The sequence below is a fragment of the Psychrobacter sp. H8-1 genome (assembly GCF_904846575.1).
GTDB classification, from domain to species: Bacteria; Pseudomonadota; Gammaproteobacteria; order Pseudomonadales; family Moraxellaceae; genus Psychrobacter; species Psychrobacter fulvigenes.
The window spans coordinates 1154036-1171916 of the sequence record NZ_CAJHBG010000001.1; the positions used below are offsets into that span (position 1 = coordinate 1154036).

General features: G+C 43.3%; 17 protein-coding genes. 16 read left to right on the forward strand and 1 reads right to left on the reverse strand.

From position 1 onward, the window contains the following. Positions 1–35 precede the first annotated feature (35 nt). Together JMY01_RS04850 and JMY01_RS04855 are read left to right on the forward strand one after the other, a co-directional pair. Positions 36–1103: a maleylacetate reductase gene (locus JMY01_RS04850; protein WP_201574508.1), complete on the forward strand. Its 1068-nt coding sequence runs from the start codon at positions 36–38 to the stop codon at positions 1101–1103. A 185-nt stretch (positions 1104–1288) separates the two neighbouring features. Beyond that, complete coding sequence (locus JMY01_RS04855) at positions 1289–2104, forward strand: thioesterase family protein (RefSeq protein WP_201574510.1); 816 nt, start codon at positions 1289–1291, stop codon at positions 2102–2104. A gap of 153 nt (positions 2105–2257) precedes the next feature. Here JMY01_RS04855 and JMY01_RS04860 read toward each other — a convergent pair whose 3' ends face one another. Further along, the gene (locus JMY01_RS04860; protein ID WP_201574512.1) at positions 2258–2824 is read right to left on the reverse strand and encodes a TetR/AcrR family transcriptional regulator; all 567 of its coding nucleotides are present in this window, start codon (positions 2822–2824) and stop codon (positions 2258–2260) included. A 660-nt stretch (positions 2825–3484) separates the two neighbouring features. Between JMY01_RS04860 and JMY01_RS04865 the strand changes: the two genes are divergently transcribed. From JMY01_RS04865 to JMY01_RS04930, 14 genes are all read left to right on the forward strand, one after another. Then, positions 3485–4315, forward strand: a complete 831-nt coding sequence (locus JMY01_RS04865) for an alpha/beta fold hydrolase (protein WP_201574514.1) — start codon at positions 3485–3487, stop codon at positions 4313–4315. A gap of 12 nt (positions 4316–4327) precedes the next feature. Then, positions 4328–4636, forward strand: coding sequence for a bifunctional 3-phenylpropionate/cinnamic acid dioxygenase ferredoxin subunit (locus JMY01_RS04870; RefSeq protein WP_201574516.1), 309 nt, complete (start codon positions 4328–4330; stop codon positions 4634–4636). Then, positions 4633–5874 carry an NAD(P)/FAD-dependent oxidoreductase gene (locus tag JMY01_RS04875; protein ID WP_201574518.1) on the forward strand — a complete coding sequence of 414 codons (1242 nt, stop codon included), beginning with the start codon at positions 4633–4635 and terminating at the stop codon, positions 5872–5874. Before JMY01_RS04870 ends, JMY01_RS04875 begins: the two co-directional genes overlap by 4 nt. A 43-nt stretch (positions 5875–5917) precedes the next feature. Next, positions 5918–6805: a VOC family protein gene (locus JMY01_RS04880; protein WP_201574520.1), complete on the forward strand. Its 888-nt coding sequence runs from the start codon at positions 5918–5920 to the stop codon at positions 6803–6805. A gap of 35 nt (positions 6806–6840) precedes the next feature. Further along, complete coding sequence (locus JMY01_RS04885) at positions 6841–7626, forward strand: 2-keto-4-pentenoate hydratase (protein WP_201574522.1); 786 nt, start codon at positions 6841–6843, stop codon at positions 7624–7626. Between the two features lie 56 nt (positions 7627–7682). Beyond that, positions 7683–8618: an acetaldehyde dehydrogenase (acetylating) gene (locus JMY01_RS04890; protein WP_201574524.1), complete on the forward strand. Its 936-nt coding sequence runs from the start codon at positions 7683–7685 to the stop codon at positions 8616–8618. A gap of 2 nt (positions 8619–8620) precedes the next feature. Then, on the forward strand, positions 8621–9640 hold the full coding sequence (gene dmpG, locus JMY01_RS04895; RefSeq protein ID WP_201574526.1) for a 4-hydroxy-2-oxovalerate aldolase: 1020 nt from the start codon (positions 8621–8623) through the stop codon (positions 9638–9640). Between the two features lie 5 nt (positions 9641–9645). Next, a complete protein-coding gene (locus JMY01_RS04900) occupies positions 9646–10614 on the forward strand; it encodes a nitronate monooxygenase family protein (protein ID WP_201574528.1) in 969 nt (322 codons plus the stop codon). Between the two features lie 118 nt (positions 10615–10732). Then, positions 10733–12583, forward strand: a complete 1851-nt coding sequence (locus JMY01_RS04905) for an AMP-binding protein (RefSeq protein WP_201574530.1) — start codon at positions 10733–10735, stop codon at positions 12581–12583. A gap of 38 nt (positions 12584–12621) precedes the next feature. Next, on the forward strand, positions 12622–13953 hold the full coding sequence (locus JMY01_RS04910) for an SRPBCC family protein (protein WP_201574531.1): 1332 nt from the start codon (positions 12622–12624) through the stop codon (positions 13951–13953). Further along, positions 13940–14488, forward strand: a complete 549-nt coding sequence (locus JMY01_RS04915; RefSeq protein WP_201574532.1) for a 3-phenylpropionate/cinnamic acid dioxygenase subunit beta — start codon at positions 13940–13942, stop codon at positions 14486–14488. Before JMY01_RS04910 ends, JMY01_RS04915 begins: the two co-directional genes overlap by 14 nt. 51 nt (positions 14489–14539) lie before the next feature. Next, entirely contained in the window at positions 14540–15319 is a 780-nt protein-coding gene (locus JMY01_RS04920; RefSeq protein ID WP_201574533.1) for an SDR family NAD(P)-dependent oxidoreductase, read from the forward strand. Positions 15320–15396: 77 nt separating this feature from the next. Next, complete coding sequence (gene mhpT, locus JMY01_RS04925; RefSeq protein WP_201574534.1) at positions 15397–16650, forward strand: 3-(3-hydroxy-phenyl)propionate transporter MhpT; 1254 nt, start codon at positions 15397–15399, stop codon at positions 16648–16650. A 150-nt stretch (positions 16651–16800) separates the two neighbouring features. Then, complete coding sequence (locus tag JMY01_RS04930; RefSeq protein ID WP_201574535.1) at positions 16801–17853, forward strand: hypothetical protein; 1053 nt, start codon at positions 16801–16803, stop codon at positions 17851–17853. Positions 17854–17881: the final 28 nt, after the last annotated feature.

Genomic DNA, 17881 nt, shown 5'->3' on the forward strand with positions numbered 1-17881 from the left:
GAATTCAATAGACCCTAAGGATTAAGGATGATCTTATGCAACTCTTTCATTATAAAGCCCTGCCCATTGACGTTCATTTTGGTGTAGGGAAGTCAGCTGAAGCCAAAGATATCTTACTGCATCAGGGTTATCATAAAGTATTGGTCATTACGACGCCTGGTCAAAAAGAGGTGGGTCATAAACTGGCAAAACAATTACAAGGAATCTGTGCAGGCGTGTACCCGCACGCCGTCATGCATGTACCAATAGCAGTGGCAGACAAGGCAGTAGGATTTGCCCAAGACCATGACATTGATTGCTGTCTGGCTTTGGGCGGTGGCTCTACGATAGGTCTTGCCAAAGCGATAGCGCTGAAGACGCAGCTGCCCATTATTGCCATACCGACTACCTACGCTGGTAGTGAGATGACAACCATTTATGGTCTGACAGAAAACAATCTAAAGACCACGGGGAGAGACAGTCATGTGCTCCCTAAGGTGGTGATTTATGATCCAGAACTAAACCTAACCTTGCCTGCCCAAATCTCAGCGTGCTCAGGTATGAATGCCATGGCGCATGCGGTAGAAGCACTTTATGCTAAGGACAAAAACCCCATCGTCAGCTTAATGGCTATTGAATCTATCAAAGCGCTCAAGTCTGCCTTACCTGTAATTGTCAAAGACCTTACGAATATCTCAGCCCGTCAAAAAGCAACTTATGGTGCATGGCTGGCTGGCGTTTGTCTTGGCTCAGTTGGTATGGCCATTCACCACAAAATCTGTCATACCTTAGGGGGAACTTTCAACTTACCGCATGCGCAGGCTCATGCCATTACGCTTGCATATTCAGTCCATTACAATCGCCATGCTGATAGTGAAGCCATGGATAGACTAGTAGAAGCTTTGGGTGTCAGTAGCCGTGAAGAAGTTGGTATAGCAATCTACCGTTTAAACGAGTCTTTAGGTATTGAATTAGCACTAAAAGATATTGGTTTGCCCGAAACAGGTCCAGCGGAAGTAGCAAGGATTGTGTGTGACAGTCCTTATTATAACCCTCGTAAATATCATTACGACGAGCTAGAAGACCTATTACAAAAAGCCTATATGGGTTTGCCACCTGCTTAAGTGTCACATATACATCCGAGCTGCTTTGAGCTCATATTAAATTGAATCAACTACATCGGCATTATCTAGACAAGGTGTTTACTACGAAGGTTATTTTGTGGATTAGGGTGCAACATCATTATATCTGCTACTATATTCAGATTTATTTAACTCAGCTTACTAAAAAGCAAGGACAGGAGATAATCATGGCAGCGTATTACAGTTGTATCAAACGCGAGCAGCAAACAGATAATATCAGTGTTGCCCATTATAAGCCCACTCAGCATGCTCAAGGTGCATGGAACCCACATGAGCAGCATATGGCGCCAGCGACTGGGGTGATGGTTGCTGAATTAAGCCAATTTTCACCGCAAGAAAATATGCGCATAGGACGTATTAGCCTAGATATTTTAGGGCTCATACCGCTCGATGAGTTTACGATTACCACTCGCTGTATACGTCCTGGCAAAACCATTGAATTAATTGAATCGGTAATGAGTAGTGGCGGTCGAGATTCTATTATTGCGCGCGCTTGGCGATTAATAACACAAGATACCAGCATAATTGCAGGCTTGGAAGATGATTATGCCACTTATCATCCTGACGAGCTGTCAGTTTGGGAGGGGATGAAAGGCTGGCCTGGTGGGTTTGTCAAAAGCGTGCATTTGGTTGCTAATTCAGAGCGGCGTGCGGGTAAAGGTATGGTATGGGTTACTAACAATATCCAGATGGTAGAAGGGGAGCCAACGACTGACTTAGTCCATCTGCTAGGTATGGTCGATCTTGCCAATGGTATCGTACCGAGGCTCGGGTTAGAGCTTGATGATTTGCAATGGATATTCCCTAATACTGATTTACAAATTCACATGCATCGAGTGCCTAAAGGAAGTTGGTTGGGTATTGAAGCAGTACAACAGTACGGTAATGACGGTATTGGTATAACCAGCGCAGTCTTACATGATGTACACGGACCTTTTGGTCGTAGTGAGCAAATCCTTACCCTTCGTCAGATTCCGCGTTAAATTTGGGCTATACAAAAATGTTATGAAATAGAGATAACAACCGTCGCATAATGATTACTAGATATTCTAATGAAACTTAACTAAATTGCCATTATGCGATGGTGGCTTAAATAGATGACATCATTGCTAATGACTCTATTCATAAAAGCAATATCATAACAACGTCTCAAATATCTGTTCAATATGGGCTTCTTCTTTGTGCACATTGACTACGGATATACCTTGCATGGTGTAATAAAACCGTGATGCTCTTATTTCTGCCTGTTCTTTTTCGTAACCCAAGTTTTCAAAAATCATCGCAATAAAAGTGAGGCGATGACTATCAACTTCATTCAGAATTTCTTGCACCGCTTTATCGTTTTGTGACCAATTGCGAATGGCTAGCTCTAGCGCTGCAGCATTAGTTTTGCTATGACGTTTATACGGAATTAAGAAGAGTTTTCTTAGTCGTTCTTTTGGCGTTAACTCTATATCACTTAAACGCTCGATAATGGCAACTGTTGAGCGAGTGCGCCAGTTTGATAATAGTTTTTCAAACAGCTCTTTTCGACTACTAAAATGCCAGTAAAAACTTCCTTTGGTGACTTTTAGCTTTTTGGCAAGCGGCTCAACTCTAACTGCAGAGATACCAGATTTGGCCAGTTCAGACTCAGCGATATCTAACCAGTCTTGAGCAGTGAGTTTGTTGGGTTGACTTGGATTCTTTTTTGTTAAATCCATGCTGTTAGGACCTCTATGTATTAAAAAAGAGTCAATCATAAATGACTCACTCTTATAAAAGTTATTTTAGTATGTTTGACAGGTTCTAATCATTGCGAATGATGCTTACGAAGTATCAATAGTCTGACTTTACTATAGCGTTTGTAATAGCACATGATCATACGTATATAAAGCCAGCAAGCCGCATCAGATTTGCCATATTTTATCATTTTAATCAATCTAAGTCTTATTCTAATAAACCTTCTTTCTCCTCTTTCTCTAGTTTTATTTAGTGTCCAACAACCAACACTTCATAGTATTAAATGAGAATAAATAACATTTCTGCCTTTAGTTTTCGCCTCTCCATACGGTTAGGCATAGTGCTAAAAGCATACCCATGAGTATGGTAAAAATAAAAACTATTATTTTAGTATGGGATGAAATAAATTCATTAGATGATGTTTACTCCTAAGCCCTACTGTTTTTAAGGCTTTTAAAGTCAATGTACATAAGCTTCTGCTAAATAGTGATGTACTAATATTTTTTTATGAAACAACAGTAGATAGTATTTCTTCATAATTAACATACGGTAGCGTATTGACATGAGAGCTTTTTTTTATTATTGTAATTGCAAGTGATAAATAACTATCTCGTGAAAACTGTTATCAAGGAAGATTTAATATGCAAGTAACTGATTCTGGCAAAGGCAAAACCGTCGAAGCTTTTGGATTGCAAACAAACTACTTAGAAATGGGCGAAGGAGAGCCGCTGTTGCTACTGCATGGTTCAGGTCCAGGTGTTTCAGCTTATACCAACTGGCGTAAGATTATTCCTGAACTGGCCAAACATTTTCGTGTGATAGCACCTGATTTGGCTGGTTTTGGTCATACCGAAAGAGATCCTAACTTTAGTTATGATATTAAACACTGGGGCAAGCATTTACTGGCCTTTTTGGATGCTTTAGGTATTGAGAAAACACACGTCATTGGTAATTCATTTGGTGGTTCGTTGACTCTCGCAACGGCTGCACGCTTTCCTGAGAGATTCTCTAAGCTCTGTTTGATGGGCACTCCGTGTGACAAATTCTTTATGACACCAGGTCTACGCTCGGGGTGGGACTACACGCCATCACGCGAGAACATGCGTCAAGCCATGTCACATTTCCCGTATAACCCAGATACCATCACTGATGAGTTGGTGGAAGAACGTTATCAAACCAGCCTCATTCCTGGCGCGCAAGAAGGTCTGCGCAAGTTATTGGTACAGCCAAATGAAGAGGGGGAAACCCAACTCTCGGGCATGCCTGAGCACGTGGTCGCCAAAATCAACCATCCCGCTATCGTTATTCACGGCCGTGAAGATAAAGTCGTGCCGACAGAAATGGGCTTTAAGTTGGGTCGTTCGATGCCTAATGCAGATTTGCATGTCTTAGCCAATTGTGGGCATTGGGTGATGGCTGAACGACCAAAAGAGTTCCTGCAATTGGTCATCAATCACTTTTCGGCAGAATAAAGCGAGGCTGTTATGTTTCATGTTGGCAAATTAGAAGATTTAGATATTGGCGAAGCGATAAAGCTTGATCAGTTTGATCCTCCTATTGCAGTTATTCGCGGTGAAAGTGGTGAAGTCTATGCTATAGATGACACTTGTACTCATGCTCAGGCCTCTTTTTGTGATGGCTTTGTAGAGGGCGATACCGTTGAGTGTCCACTGCACATGTCTGTATTTTGTCTAAAAACAGGTGTACCTGATAATCCACCTGCAATAAAAGCGGTCAATGTCTACGATGTTGAGATCAAAGACGGTGAGATATACGTTGGGGTTGAGAGATGAGTCAGGTTGAGTCGGTCATTGTCGTAGGGGCTAGTGCAGCTGGTATTAGCTGTATCAGAAAACTACGTAATGAGGGGTTTTTGGGTAGTCTTGTATTGGTTGACAAAGACCAGCACGGTGCCTATGAGAGACCGCCATTATCTAAGCAGATATTATTAGAATTAGATACTACGCATAAAGATATCGCTTTGATCAGTGATGATGAGCTTACTGAGCTTAATATAGAAGCTCACTACGGTGATGGTGCTCGTGATGTAGATCCTACTTCACGCACTGTTACCTTAGAGTCGGGCAAGCAATTAACGGCTGACGTCATAGTATTGGCTACGGGCGGAGAAGCTCGACGTTTACCTATAGAAGGGGCTGATTTGTCTCAAGTATTGGTACTACGTAATTATGAGGATGCTCTTAACTTACGTCAGAGACTAACACCTGATGCCCGTGTTGCTGTGATCGGTGGCGGTTTTATTGGCGCTGAGACAACGGCATCTTTGTCTAAATCTGGCTTTTTTGTGCACTGGCTAGATGCAGTAGAGCTACCTATGGCTCACCTACTACCGCAGGCGCTTTGTGAAAAAATTGTCGCCAATACCTGCGCCCAAGGGGTGGAACTAGTCACTAATTGCCGTATCAAAAAATTTGCAGAACAAGCAGATGGCAAAGTCTCTATTTTATTTGAGAATGACTCCTCAATTGAGGTTGATGCCATTGTTATGGGTGTCGGCATGACGCCAAAGACGCCTTATTTTTCTGAGGCGATTCAATCCAAAATACTTAATCAAGCCACCGGCGGCATTCAGGTCGATGAAAATCAAGCTACCCAATTTTCGGGTATCTATGCTGCTGGAGATGTGGCGGCAGTCGCTCAAGCTGATGGCTCAACGATTCGTCATGAGCATTGGCAATCCGCTCAACATCAAGGGGAGCGCGCTGCGGCGGCTATTCTCAATAAAGAGCTGCCAGAGACGCCTGTTGATTGGTTTTGGTCAGATCAAGGCGATTTGCATATAGAGATGGCTGGCAAGATTTTGCCTACTAAAGAGCATTTGGTTACCAGACTCGAAGGCGATTGGCCCGTATATTTTAGTGTGGTTGACAATCGTGTTATTGGTGCTGTTAGCGTTAATAATCCGAATGCGGTTCGTGCTGCCATGCGCATGATAAAGAATGATATTCATGTTGATCCATTACAGTTAGCTGATCCAGAGCTGCCCCTACGAAAGCTGATGCGCGGCTAACGGTAGGGCTCAAGGATTAAACTTTAAAAAAAGGATTTTTAAAATGTCAGAGATAAAAGCATTAGGCTATCTGGGCTTTTCAATAGCTGATAAAGCAGCTTGGCAGGATTACGCTAATAACATATTAGGCGTCAGTATAGATGATCATGATAACGGCGATATGTCACTGCGAATCGATTCTTACGCTTGGCGTATCAAACTCAAAAACTCAGATCACGACAGCCTTGATTATGTCGGTTGGGAAGTTAGTGACAAGCAAGATTTAGAAAGCTTAAAAGCTCGTTTGACTGACCAAAATGTTGCGTTTGAGTTGGGTTCAGATGAGTTGGCGAAATCTCGTCAAGTCAAAGAGCTTATCGTCTTTAATGATCCTGATGGCACCCGCTGCGAAGCATTTTTTGGCTCCTTGCAATTGACTAATAAACCTTTTGTTAGTCCTAAAGGTTTTCGCTTTATTACTGGTGAGCAGGGGCTCGGTCATATTGTCCTTATTAGTAAAGACCATACTGCGCAAGAAGATTTTTATACCCAGCTGCTGGGGTTCAAAGTATCAGACTATATCAATACCGAGATCGTACCTGGTAAACCTTTGAGTATCACCTTTTTGCGTTGTAATGGACGCCATCACTCTTTGGCGCTAGCGCCTGTACCTATCCCAGCAAAAGTTGCCCATATCATGTTGCAAGTCGATGACGTCGATGACGTTGGTCGCGCTATGGATGCCGCAGAAAAAGCAGGGACACACTTCTCCTTTACGCTCGGTCGACATTCTAATGATGAGATGTTGTCTTTTTATACCATGAGTCCGTCTGGTTTTGATGTTGAGTTTGGTTGGGGTGCTATAGAGGTTGATGATGATACATGGCATGTCAAAGTTCATCACACCAATTCAGCTTGGGGACACAAATTTCAACGTCCTCCACGTAAATAACTTCTAGACACATTACGCACATGAGAGCTCAGATTATGAACGATCACAATAAGATTTCAGAATTAGCCACCACACTTTTTGATGCTTATAAAAAAGGCGCAATAGCACCATTACGTCACCAAGTTGACGCCAGTGACATCTCTTTGGCCTATAACATTCAGCAAGAAAACCATCACCGTTGGATTGAGCAAGGCCGAGTCACTATTGGGCGTAAGATTGGTCTGACATCGACTGCGGTACAAGCACAATTAGGTGTCGATCAACCCGACTACGGCATGGTCTATGCCGATACTTGCTACTGCTCGGGGGCGCAGATATCTGTCGCTCAGTTTTTGCAGCCTAAAGTTGAAGCTGAAATAGCTTTTGTCCTGAAGTCGGATTTGGACGCTGATCATTTGACGATTATCGATGTGATAAATGCTGTTGACTATGCTGTTGCGGCTTTAGAGATTGTCGATAGCCGGGTGGCAAATTGGGACATTAGTCTGTTTGACACGATTGCTGATAATGCTTCTTATGGTGGGATCATTATGGGTACTACTCCTGTCGCACTCAGTCAGCTGGACTTAGAAAACTGCAAAATGCAATTATCAAATAACGATGAAATCGTCTCCCAAGGTGAAGGACGAGCTTGTCTAGGTAACCCGTTATTAGCAACACTGTGGTTGGCTAACAGGATGATCGAAAATGGTCAACCGCTCAAAGCAGGTGACGTTGTACTCTCTGGTGCGCTGGGCCCTATGGTAGCGGTGAAATCAGGTGATCAATTTACCGCTAGTATAGACGGCCTAAATAGTGTCTCAGTGAGTTTTATTGCATAACAAACCGAATAGTACCTCGAATAGGACGTCAATTAATTAAAAAGGAAGCCAGTACCATGTCTACTAAAGCTAAAGTCGCAATCATAGGTTCAGGAAATATCGGAACCGATTTGATGATCAAAATCCTAAAAACCTCGCAAGAGCTTGAGGTAGTCGCCATGGTTGGCGTTGATCCTAATTCTGATGGTTTGGCTCGTGCCAAACGTATGGGAGTAGGGACAACTCATGAAGGTATCGAAGGCTTAGTTGCTATGCCTGAGTGGAATGAGATCGCTATTGTTTTTGATGCCACTTCAGCCTATGCGCACGCCACTCATTCAAATATATGTAAAGAAGCAGGCAAAGTCATCGTTGATTTGACGCCAGCCGCCATCGGTCCCTTTATCGTCCCTGCGGTCAATGGCGAGAGCAATATCGATCAGCCTAATGTCAACATGGTGACTTGTGGTGGTCAAGCCACTATTCCGATAGTGCATGCCGTATCACGCGTAGCGCCTGTACATTATGCAGAAATCATCGCCTCTATCTCCTCTAAGTCGGCAGGGCCAGGTACACGTGCCAATATTGATGAGTTCACTGAGACCACCTCAAAAGCCATTGAGCAAGTAGGCGGCGCCAAAAAAGGTAAAGCCATCATCGTATTGAATCCTGCTGAACCACCGATGATCATGCGCGATACGGTACTTACCTTTTCTGAAGACGCCAATGAGGATGATATCAGAGCCAGCGTTGCTGAGATGGTAAAGGAAGTACAAAGCTATGTACCTGGTTATCGCTTGAAGCAAGAAGTACAGTTTGAGCGTTATACCGAACAAAAGCCCCTGCACATTCCAGATATTGGCACATTGACGGGGCTGAAAACCTCAGTATTTCTTGAGGTAGAAGGTGCGGCGCATTACTTGCCATCTTATGCTGGTAATTTAGACATCATGACCTCAGCAGCGCTCAAAACCGCTGAAAAGATCGCAGTAGCCAGACAAGGTGGAGAATAATCATGACTAATCAAAAACTTTACATCCAAGACGTCACCCTTCGCGACGGTATGCATGCCATACGTCATCAGTACGGTATTGACCATGTCCGTGATATTGCCAAAGCGCTAGAAGATGCTGGCGTTGACGCTATCGAAGTCGCTCATGGAGATGGTTTAAGCGGCAGTAGCTTTAACTACGGATTTGGCGCTCATACCGATTGGGAATGGCTGGAAGCCGTCGCAGACGTATTAGATAAAGCTGTTTTGACCACTCTATTATTACCAGGTATTGGTTCTGTTAAAGATTTAAAGAGAGCTTATGATTTGGGCGTGCGCTCGGTTCGTGTTGCCACTCACTGCACCGAAGCTGACGTCTCCAAGCAGCATATTGAATCTGCCAAAGAGATGGGCATGGATACCATAGGATTTTTGATGATGTCGCATATGGTATCGCCTAGCAAACTCGCTGAACAGGCGAAGCTGATGGAATCGTATGGTGCGGGTTGCGTCTATGTCGTAGACAGTGGCGGTGCTATGAATATGAATGATATCGCAGATCGCGTCAAAGCTTTAAAAGATACGTTAAACGATAGTACTGAGCTTGGTATTCATGCGCATCACAATTTAAGTCTAGGTGTGGCTAACAGTATCGTTGCGGTCGAAAACGGCGTCACTCGGGTTGATGCTTCTTTGACAGGTATGGGCGCAGGCGCAGGAAACGCACCCCTAGAAGTCTTTATTGCTGCCAGTAACCGCTTAGGGTGGGAGACTAATTGTGATTTGTACAAGCTCATGGATGCTGCCGAAAATCTAGTAAGACCATTACAAGACCGCCCCGTTCGAGTGGATCGTGAGACGCTAACACTTGGCTATGCTGGTGTTTATTCTAGTTTCTTACGTCACGCTGAAAAAGCGTCTAAACAATACGATATTGATGTGCGCGAAATATTGGTTGAAGTGGGCAAGCGTAAGCTGATCGGTGGTCAAGAAGATATGATCGTTGATGTGGCTTTAGACTTAATCAATAAAGCCAAGGGGTAGTAGACATGGCCAATAGAGATATTGTATCTACACTGTATGAGCGCATGAGATTGCCAGTGATCGTTGCTCCAATGTTTCTTATATCGGGACCTGATATAACCATTGCTGCAGCTAAAGCGGGAATTATAGGGTGTTTTCCTGCGCCTAATGCCCGCACGATTGACATATTAGAAGAATGGTTAGACCAAATAGCGGCTGAGCTTCATGGCACAGAGTATGAAGGTATGTGGGCGATGAACATGATCGTGCACAAGAGCTATGACCGCTTTGAAGAAGAGCTGGCCTTAGTTGAGCGTTATAAGCCTAAGTTTGTCGTGACAGCGCTTGGTAGCCCTAAGCGCGTGCTTGAGAGGGTTCATGCGTTTGGTGGCAAAGTTTTTGCCGATGTCATCAATGCAGAGCAAGCAGAAAAAGCAGTCGCAGCAGGCGTTGATGGCCTTATCTTGGTATGTTCTGGAGCGGGTGGACATACTGGTAAGTATTCTGCTTTTGCTTTTGTAGAAGAAGTTCGCCGCTTTTATGATGGGCCTATCATCGTTGGTGGCGCAATACAGAGTGCCAAATCAATTGCTGCTTTGCTCGCGCTTGGTGCCGACTTTGCTTATATGGGTACGCGTTTTATCAGCTGTCCGGAGAGTTTAGTCACTGATGATTATCGCAATATGTTGGTTGATTCAAAAATGTCAGATATTGTGACTTCAGATGTCGTCTCTGGTGTCATGGCAAATTGGCTTAAAGCCAGTTTAGAAAAATCTGGCTTTGATCTTAAGTCAGCTAAGGGCAGCACAGAAATTGATTTTTCTGATATTCATGGTGAAAGTAAAGCTTGGAAGGATACTTGGGGGGCAGGCCATGGTGTGAGTGCCACTGAGTGCGTTGAGAGCGTAGCCGAAGTTGTTGATTCATTAGTGGCGCAATTTGAGACGGTAAAGTCTGAGCTTAACGCTGAGTTAGCTGAGTGGCCAAAAGTATAACAGCAAATTAAATCAGATAAATATAAATGGGTTTAGCTTCATGATGAAAAAGTAGTAATTATCATTTAAAAGCTAAAAGAAAACTCAAGTAGATATACACCAAGGAAGGATAGTCAAAATGATTGAATTTACGTTCAAAACTGACTCAAAAGTAAAGCTTGGATCCCACGAGGTCATCGCTGAAGAAAATGCTCGGGGTGAAGTTATATTTCGTAATAAAGAGCCGCTTAATTTAGACAATTATACCATGTTAGATTGCATTGATTATTGGGCGCAGCGCTCTCCAAATACCGTGTGTATGCGTGAGAGAGCAGCCGATGGCTGGTCGGAGATATCTTATAAAGAGTTTGCAGCCAAAGTCAAAAACATTGCAACCCATTTAGGTTCTCTTGATATTTCAGCAGATAAGCCTTTAATGATCATAGCGCCAAACTCTATTAATCATGCTTTGGTCGCCTTTGCCGCTATGACGATCGGTGTGCCAGTGACGCCAGTCTCCATAGCCTATGCCTTGTACGGTAATACCTTTGAGCGCCTTAATAGTATTATTGAGACGGTGAAGCCTGGTGTTATTCATTTCAGTAATACCAATATCTTCAAAAATGCAGCCAAATCAGTCCTCGCAAATTATGATATCCCTTGTATTGCTTTTAACTCGGATATGGATGAGATTCCAGCAGTCCGTAGCTTGGCGCAGATAACAGAAGCAGAAGTCGCAGAAAGAAGAAGTCAAGTGACTCAAGATACGATTGCGAAAGTCATGATGACCTCAGGCTCCACAGGCAATCCAAAAGGCGTAATCAATACTCACAGAATGATGTATAGCAATCAATTTGCACTTTATAAGATGTGGCCATTTTTAAAGGAAATGACGCCAAGCTTGGTGAGTTGGCTACCTTGGAGTCATACCTTTGGCGGTAATGTCTGCGTCAATATAGCCCTATTCAACGGGGGGACGATAACGATTGACGATGGTAAACCAGTACCTGGACATATCGGTCGAACCATTGAAAACTTATGCATGATCGAACCTAATATTCACTTTAACGTCCCCGCTGGTATTGAAGCCCTGTTAGCAGAATTTGAAGACAACCATCGTCAAGCACGTATATTCTTCTCTTCGGCAAAAGTTATTTTTATCGCTGCAGCCGCGTTACCTGAAAAAACCAGAAACAGACTATCCGAGCTGTCTATGGAGCTCATAGGTAGCAGTCCAAAACTCTTAGCGGGCTGGGGCTCTACAGAGACAGCGCCTTTTGCGACTTGTTTAAATTTTGATTCAGATTTATCGACCAATATTGGCGTTCCTATGCCTGGCACTGAGATTAAGCTAACTCCAGTACAAGATAAGCAAGCGCTTGCTGTACGTGGCCCTAACGTGACCCCAGGTTATTGGCATAATGAAAAAGCGACTGCTGAAGCTTTCGATGAAGATGGATTTTATTCAATGGGCGACGCGGGCAGATTGATTAATCCAGATAACCCATCTGAAGGACTGGTGTTCGATGGTAGGACTTCTGAGAACTTTAAGTTGCTCTCTGGTACTTGGGTTAATGTGAATGCCATTAGAGTAGCGGTAGTGACAGCACTAAAACCTTACTTTTTAGATGCAGTCATAACTGGACACAATCAGTCTGAAATCGGCTTATTAATTGTTCCTAATATTGAGCGCTTGGCCAAACTATATAATCTCGATAAAACACAGCAGCATGCGGCACATTTGCAAAGTGTTAATGAGATAGTCGAACAGGTAATCAATCTATTAAGTGACTATAACGAAATATATTACAGCAATAGCAAAAGAATAGGTCGGTTCGCCATCATACCTGAGCAGCCCTCTATTGAGAAAAACGAAATCACTGATAAGGGCTATCTAAATCAACGCGCCTTACTAGCTAACTGGTCAGAATTGATAGACCAAATGCACGCCAAAGAAAGAAAGGCAAGTATTTACTTTCATTCTTTTTAACCTAAAACAACCCACTTTTTTATAATGGAGAAACAACGATGTCAATGAATATACGGTCACTGGTTGATCACGAAAATGGCTTAATAGACAGACGCATTTTTTGGGATGATGCCATCTATCAACAAGAGTTAAAGCAGATTTTTGCACGCTGTTGGCATTTTGTCGCGCACGAATCACAGGTCAAGTCCTTTGGCGACTTTATCACCACTTACATTGGTGAAGATGCAGTAATCGTCGCTAGAGCAAAAGATAAAAGCATCAATGTCATGCTAAATGCTTGTCCGCATCGTGGTAATAAAGTGTGTTTTGCTGGCGAAGGTAAGATTCGCTCATTTGTCTGTAACTATCATGGTTGGGCTTTTGGTTTAGATGGCGCACTCAATGGCATGCCAGCCAATGAGCTATACGATCAAACCGAAGGCTTCAAAAAAGAAGATTGGGGACTCCATAGAGCACGAGTAGAAACCTACAAAGGCTTAGTGTTTGCAACCTTTGATGAGGAAGCGCCTTCTTTGGGCGATTATTTAGGCAATTTTCGCTGGTATCTCGATGCGATTTTGGATGTTGATGATAAGGGCACTGAGTTTATCCCAGGTACCACACGCTCATTACTAAAGTGCAACTGGAAATATCCAGCTGATAACTTTGTCGGGGATATTTATCATGCTTTATGGACGCACTTAGGAGCAGCAGAGGCTACGCTTAAAGAAGCTGGCGGCATTGTAGTCAGTAATGAAAACTCTTATCAAGCTAGCGTCAATGGTCATGGTTGGGAATTTTCATTAGCCAATAACTTCGGTAATGCGGCGACTATGGGTGATAAAGATATCGTTAAGTATCTGAGAGCTCGCGAAGTCGAAATCAGTAAGCGCCTCGGTGAGGTTCGTGGCAAGCTACTAGGTTCTGTGGCATCTGGCTTGATTTTCCCTAACTTTGCGTTTTTACCGGGCTATCTGACTTTTAGAACCTTTTTACCAAAAGGTCCAACAGAAACTGAGCTACACAGCTGGACCTTAGTGCCTAGCGAAGCATCAGATGAGATAAAAGACAAATGGCGTTTGGGCGCTATGCGTACATTCTCGCCTAGTGGCATCTTAGAGATGGATGATGGTGAGAATTGGGAGCAGGCAACTTTGAGTAATGCAGGCTACGTGACTCGGCATCAAAAGCTTTTTTATGGCATGGATCCAACTAAAGGGCAAGCGGTTCCTATTGATATGCCTGGGACAGTGACTAAAGGTCAACTTACAGATGCTAACCAACGACTATTCTTTAAACGCTATAGCGAATTTATGGAAGCCGACACTTGGGCTGATATTCCATTAGCAGAACAAAAAATGCAAAAAGGAGCTTACCATGACAAGGGATGAATTGCTAGCGCTAGAAGCTAAAGGTAAACACGTAGATCTGTCCACTTTTTTTGAGGTGCAAAAGGCAGTTAATCATGAAGTATACCTATTGAACCATGAACTGCTGACTGAATGGGCTGACAATCTGGAAGAGGATTTAATCTACTGGGCACCTATCAGAGAGAACATACTGCGCAGGAATCGTACGCCAGAAATTACGACGGCTAGAGTGTCTTTATTTGAAGAAGATAAAGAGTCGATCATGATGCGTCTAAAGCGTAATGATAGTGGTATGTGCTGGACAGAAGATCCTCCTACTCGTCAAGTAACCGCCATATCGAATCTACAGGTTTTTTACACCGACAAAGCGGATGAGTTTGAAGTACATACGGTATTTACTTTATATCGTAGTCGGTTTGAGCGTGATGACTCTACCTTAATGGGTCGACGTAAAGATATATGGCGCAAGGTTGGTGACGACTATCGTTTAGCTGGACGTTTAATACTTCTACAGCAATCTACATTGATGACCAAAAACTTAAACGTATTTATGTAGGTAGCGAGAGTAGTTTCTAGGCTATCTCTGATTCAACCTTAAGGCAACGATATGCAAATGCTACTTGATAGACGAGTTATTGTTACCGGTGCTGGCAGCGGCATTGGTAAAGCAATAGTGACTAGGTTTTTAGATGAGGGCGCACGCGTCCTTGCTGTGGTTCGTAAGTCTGAGCAGATTGAGGACTTTTTGAGTCACGAAAACTTCTGCTATGTAGTAGGGGACGTCAATGACTATGCTACTAACGAGCTTGCCGTTACTACTATAACGGATAAGTGGGGCGGGCTAGATGTCATGATAGCCAACGCTGGGGTTTGGGACTTTTTTAAGAAGCTACAGAAGATGTCGCCCCAAGAGTTAGAAGACGGCTTTGAGCAAATCATGTCAACCAATGTGCGTGCCGTATTGATGGCAGGACATGCCAGCTATGCCGCTCTGCAAGACTCTCACGGCTGCCTTATTACTACTGGCTCTAACGCTTGCTTCCGTCCTGGCGGCGGCGGCCCGCTTTATATTGCCTCTAAATATGCTTTGCGTGGTGTGGTGGCTCAGTTAGCTCTAGACTTTGCACCAAATGTACGGGTCTGCGGTGTCGCACCTGGTGCAACGGACACCCCTATTGGTGGTACGGATGGCTTAAACCAGAGTCAAAAATCCATGAATGAGGATCGCACACGTTTGGAATCGATGGGCAAACATATCCCACTAGGGCGTGTCTCTTCTCCTGAAGAACATACTGATCTGTATGTCACCTTAGCCAGTGCAAAAGGGGCAAGATATGTGACAGGTACTATTTTAGTAAGCGATGGGGGGTTATCTGCCGGTCAATAAGTTAATCAAAGTATCTTCTAACTTTACTATTCATTCATTCTAAATTTTACAATAATTTTATACTCAAGGAAGAGTCTATGACTACCTCTGTGCTCAATGCTGCACCCAAAAAACCGTCAGCCATGTATATGACACTCTTTATGTGTTTTTGTATTGCTATTTTAGAGGGTTTCGACATCCAATCTATCGGTGTTGTGGCTTCATCGGTTCAGTCAGAATTTGGTCTAACCAAAGGTGAGCTTGGTTGGATTTTTAGTGCCGCCACTCTAGGGATGTTTCCAGGTGCGATTGTTGCAGGTCGTCTCTCAGATAAAATAGGCCGCAAAAACATCTTGATCATTAGTGTGGCGTTGTTTGGTTTTATGTCGCTTATGACGGCATTCACTACTGATTTTACTTCACTAGTCATAGTGCGCTTTTTAACAGGCATAGGAATGGGTGGCGCGCTACCGCTAATCATTGCCATGTCATCAGAATCGGTTCCTGAACGTTGGAGTGCTACTGCTGTCAGTGTCATGTATGCAGGCGTACCTTTCGGTGCTGGTATCACTGCCATAATTGCAGGAGGATTTACGGGAGTTGGTGAGTGGAAAAACATTTTTTACTTAGGTGGATTGACTCCGATTGCCCTCGTTCCTATTCTTATCTTCTTATTAAAAGAAACTTATAGCAAAAAACAAGCGACTAAAGACGACCTCAATGCAAATACTGATTTCAAATTCATTTTATTTGGTGAAGGTCGTACGGCAACCACTATCCAAATTTGGTTAAGTTTCTTAGGTACCTTAATTGTTTTATATTTTATCTTAAACTGGCTACCCGTTCTTATGCAGAACAATGGTTTAAGTATGAAGAGTGCAACGAACATCCAGTTAGCCTACCAATTAGGAGGGGTGTGCGGGGTACTTATTTTGGGTTGGTTATTATCGAACATCAAATTAAGATCAGTCGTTATTATGATTTATGTTGGTATTTTGATTGGACTGACGGCACTAACATTCTCAAAATCTCTAACCGCGTTAGTCTTTGCATCGGGTATCTCAGGATTCTTTATAACGGGTGGTCAATCCGCATTGTATGCGTTAGCCGCTAGAGCTTATAGCAAAAGTATGCGTGGTACAGGAGTGGGCGTAGCTGTTGCTATGGGACGTATTGGCTCTTTCTTAGGACCTTTATTAGCGGGCGTTATATTCTCCTACAATTCAAGCTCTTCGTTTGTTATCGGTAGCAGTATTCCGGTCATTCTTATTGCTGGTGTCGCTGCCATACTATTAGCGAATAACATTGCTAAGCGTGAGAGTACCAATACCGCCGCTCTTACTAAAGGTTAAACAGTACTTTGTTTAAGTCATAAATTTATCATTAATATTAAGGCGATTGTAGGTATACCGTTAGATATTAAGTAGCCTCTTTCGCCTTAGCTTAATTAACAATGTTCATTAAATGGAATTAACAATCAAACTATAGGGAAGATTGAGATCATGAATAACCTAAAAAAAGTGACGTTGGTATTCGCCGCCGTCGTAGCCTGCACCAATGCCCAAGCTATAGATATAGTGACTAACGGCGATACTACTTTAAGTATTGGTGGTTATGTCAAAGCAGAAGGCACTTTTATTTCACCTGATGATAAAGACTCTGATTTTGAAGGTAGTGCGCGCGAGTCTAGAATTAATCTCAAAGCCACGACGCTGGTCAATGATAAAAAGATAACAGGTTTTATCGAAGGCGATTTTTATGGAAACTATAGCGGCTATGATAGTGGCTCTCCTGAGCTGCGGCTGCGCCATGCTTACCTGCAAGTAGATAAGGTCACGGCAGGTAAGACTTGGAATGGACAGTTTTTTGCCGTCGCACCCCGTTTAACTGAGCAGCTAGATTTTTATGGTCTAGGGTTTGGTACCATAGCGGGTAGTGGACTTTATGTTCGTCCAGATTTGACTTTGCACTATGCCAATAAAGGACTGCGTGTTACCGCGCAAGATCCTATCTCTGATGATGCTAATCTACCTGATATGGTAATCAGTTATAGTGATGATATCTCTAATTTTGGTTATACCCTAGCTGCAACGGCCCGTGATGCCAATACTGGCATAAATGATGATTTGGATACGGAGCTAGGGCTAGGGGTGTCATTAGCGACTAAGCTAACGCTAGGCAAAGGCTCACTACACGGCAGTGTGTATACTGGTGAGGGTATGGGAGTCTACTCAGGACTCTGTACGACAGGCGCTCTAAACCCTGGCAATACGGTAGGCTGTGATGCTGAAAACGGTGAGCTTGTATCACAAACAGGCTTTAGCTTGGGCTATCGTTATGTTTTTTCACCAAAACTGCGTGGCAATATGCGTTACGGCGAGGTCAAAGTAGATAATGAAGCAGATACTTCAATCGATATAAAAAGTGCTAATCTTATTTATACTTACCTACCTGATCTCGATATTGGGGTTGAATGGCGTGATCGTAGTGATACCACGCTACCATGGAGACAAAAAGGTCAAGAAGTTGAGATCATGGCCAAGTATAGTTTCTAAATCCAAGCCCATCTTTATTAATGTAATG

Bases quoted from the DNA above. Each gene is read 5' to 3' on its own strand.
- JMY01_RS04915 (WP_201574532.1), top strand. From the start codon at position 13,940: ATGACAAGGGATGAATTGCTAGCGCTAGAAGCTAAAGGTAAACACGTA.
- mhpT (WP_201574534.1), top strand. From the start codon at position 15,397: ATGACTACCTCTGTGCTCAATGCTGCACCCAAAAAACCGTCAGCCATG.
- JMY01_RS04875 (WP_201574518.1), top strand. From the start codon at position 4,633: ATGAGTCAGGTTGAGTCGGTCATTGTCGTAGGGGCTAGTGCAGCTGGT.
- JMY01_RS04855 (WP_201574510.1), top strand. From the start codon at position 1,289: ATGGCAGCGTATTACAGTTGTATCAAACGCGAGCAGCAAACAGATAAT.
- JMY01_RS04930 (WP_201574535.1), top strand. From the start codon at position 16,801: ATGAATAACCTAAAAAAAGTGACGTTGGTATTCGCCGCCGTCGTAGCC.
- JMY01_RS04880 (WP_201574520.1), top strand. From the start codon at position 5,918: ATGTCAGAGATAAAAGCATTAGGCTATCTGGGCTTTTCAATAGCTGAT.
- dmpG (WP_201574526.1), top strand. From the start codon at position 8,621: ATGACTAATCAAAAACTTTACATCCAAGACGTCACCCTTCGCGACGGT.
- JMY01_RS04890 (WP_201574524.1), top strand. From the start codon at position 7,683: ATGTCTACTAAAGCTAAAGTCGCAATCATAGGTTCAGGAAATATCGGA.
- JMY01_RS04870 (WP_201574516.1), top strand. From the start codon at position 4,328: ATGTTTCATGTTGGCAAATTAGAAGATTTAGATATTGGCGAAGCGATA.
- JMY01_RS04860 (WP_201574512.1), bottom strand. From the start codon at position 2,824: ATGGATTTAACAAAAAAGAATCCAAGTCAACCCAACAAACTCACTGCT.
- JMY01_RS04900 (WP_201574528.1), top strand. From the start codon at position 9,646: ATGGCCAATAGAGATATTGTATCTACACTGTATGAGCGCATGAGATTG.
- JMY01_RS04885 (WP_201574522.1), top strand. From the start codon at position 6,841: ATGAACGATCACAATAAGATTTCAGAATTAGCCACCACACTTTTTGAT.
- JMY01_RS04865 (WP_201574514.1), top strand. From the start codon at position 3,485: ATGCAAGTAACTGATTCTGGCAAAGGCAAAACCGTCGAAGCTTTTGGA.
- JMY01_RS04850 (WP_201574508.1), top strand. From the start codon at position 36: ATGCAACTCTTTCATTATAAAGCCCTGCCCATTGACGTTCATTTTGGT.
- JMY01_RS04905 (WP_201574530.1), top strand. From the start codon at position 10,733: ATGATTGAATTTACGTTCAAAACTGACTCAAAAGTAAAGCTTGGATCC.
- JMY01_RS04920 (WP_201574533.1), top strand. From the start codon at position 14,540: ATGCAAATGCTACTTGATAGACGAGTTATTGTTACCGGTGCTGGCAGC.
- JMY01_RS04910 (WP_201574531.1), top strand. From the start codon at position 12,622: ATGTCAATGAATATACGGTCACTGGTTGATCACGAAAATGGCTTAATA.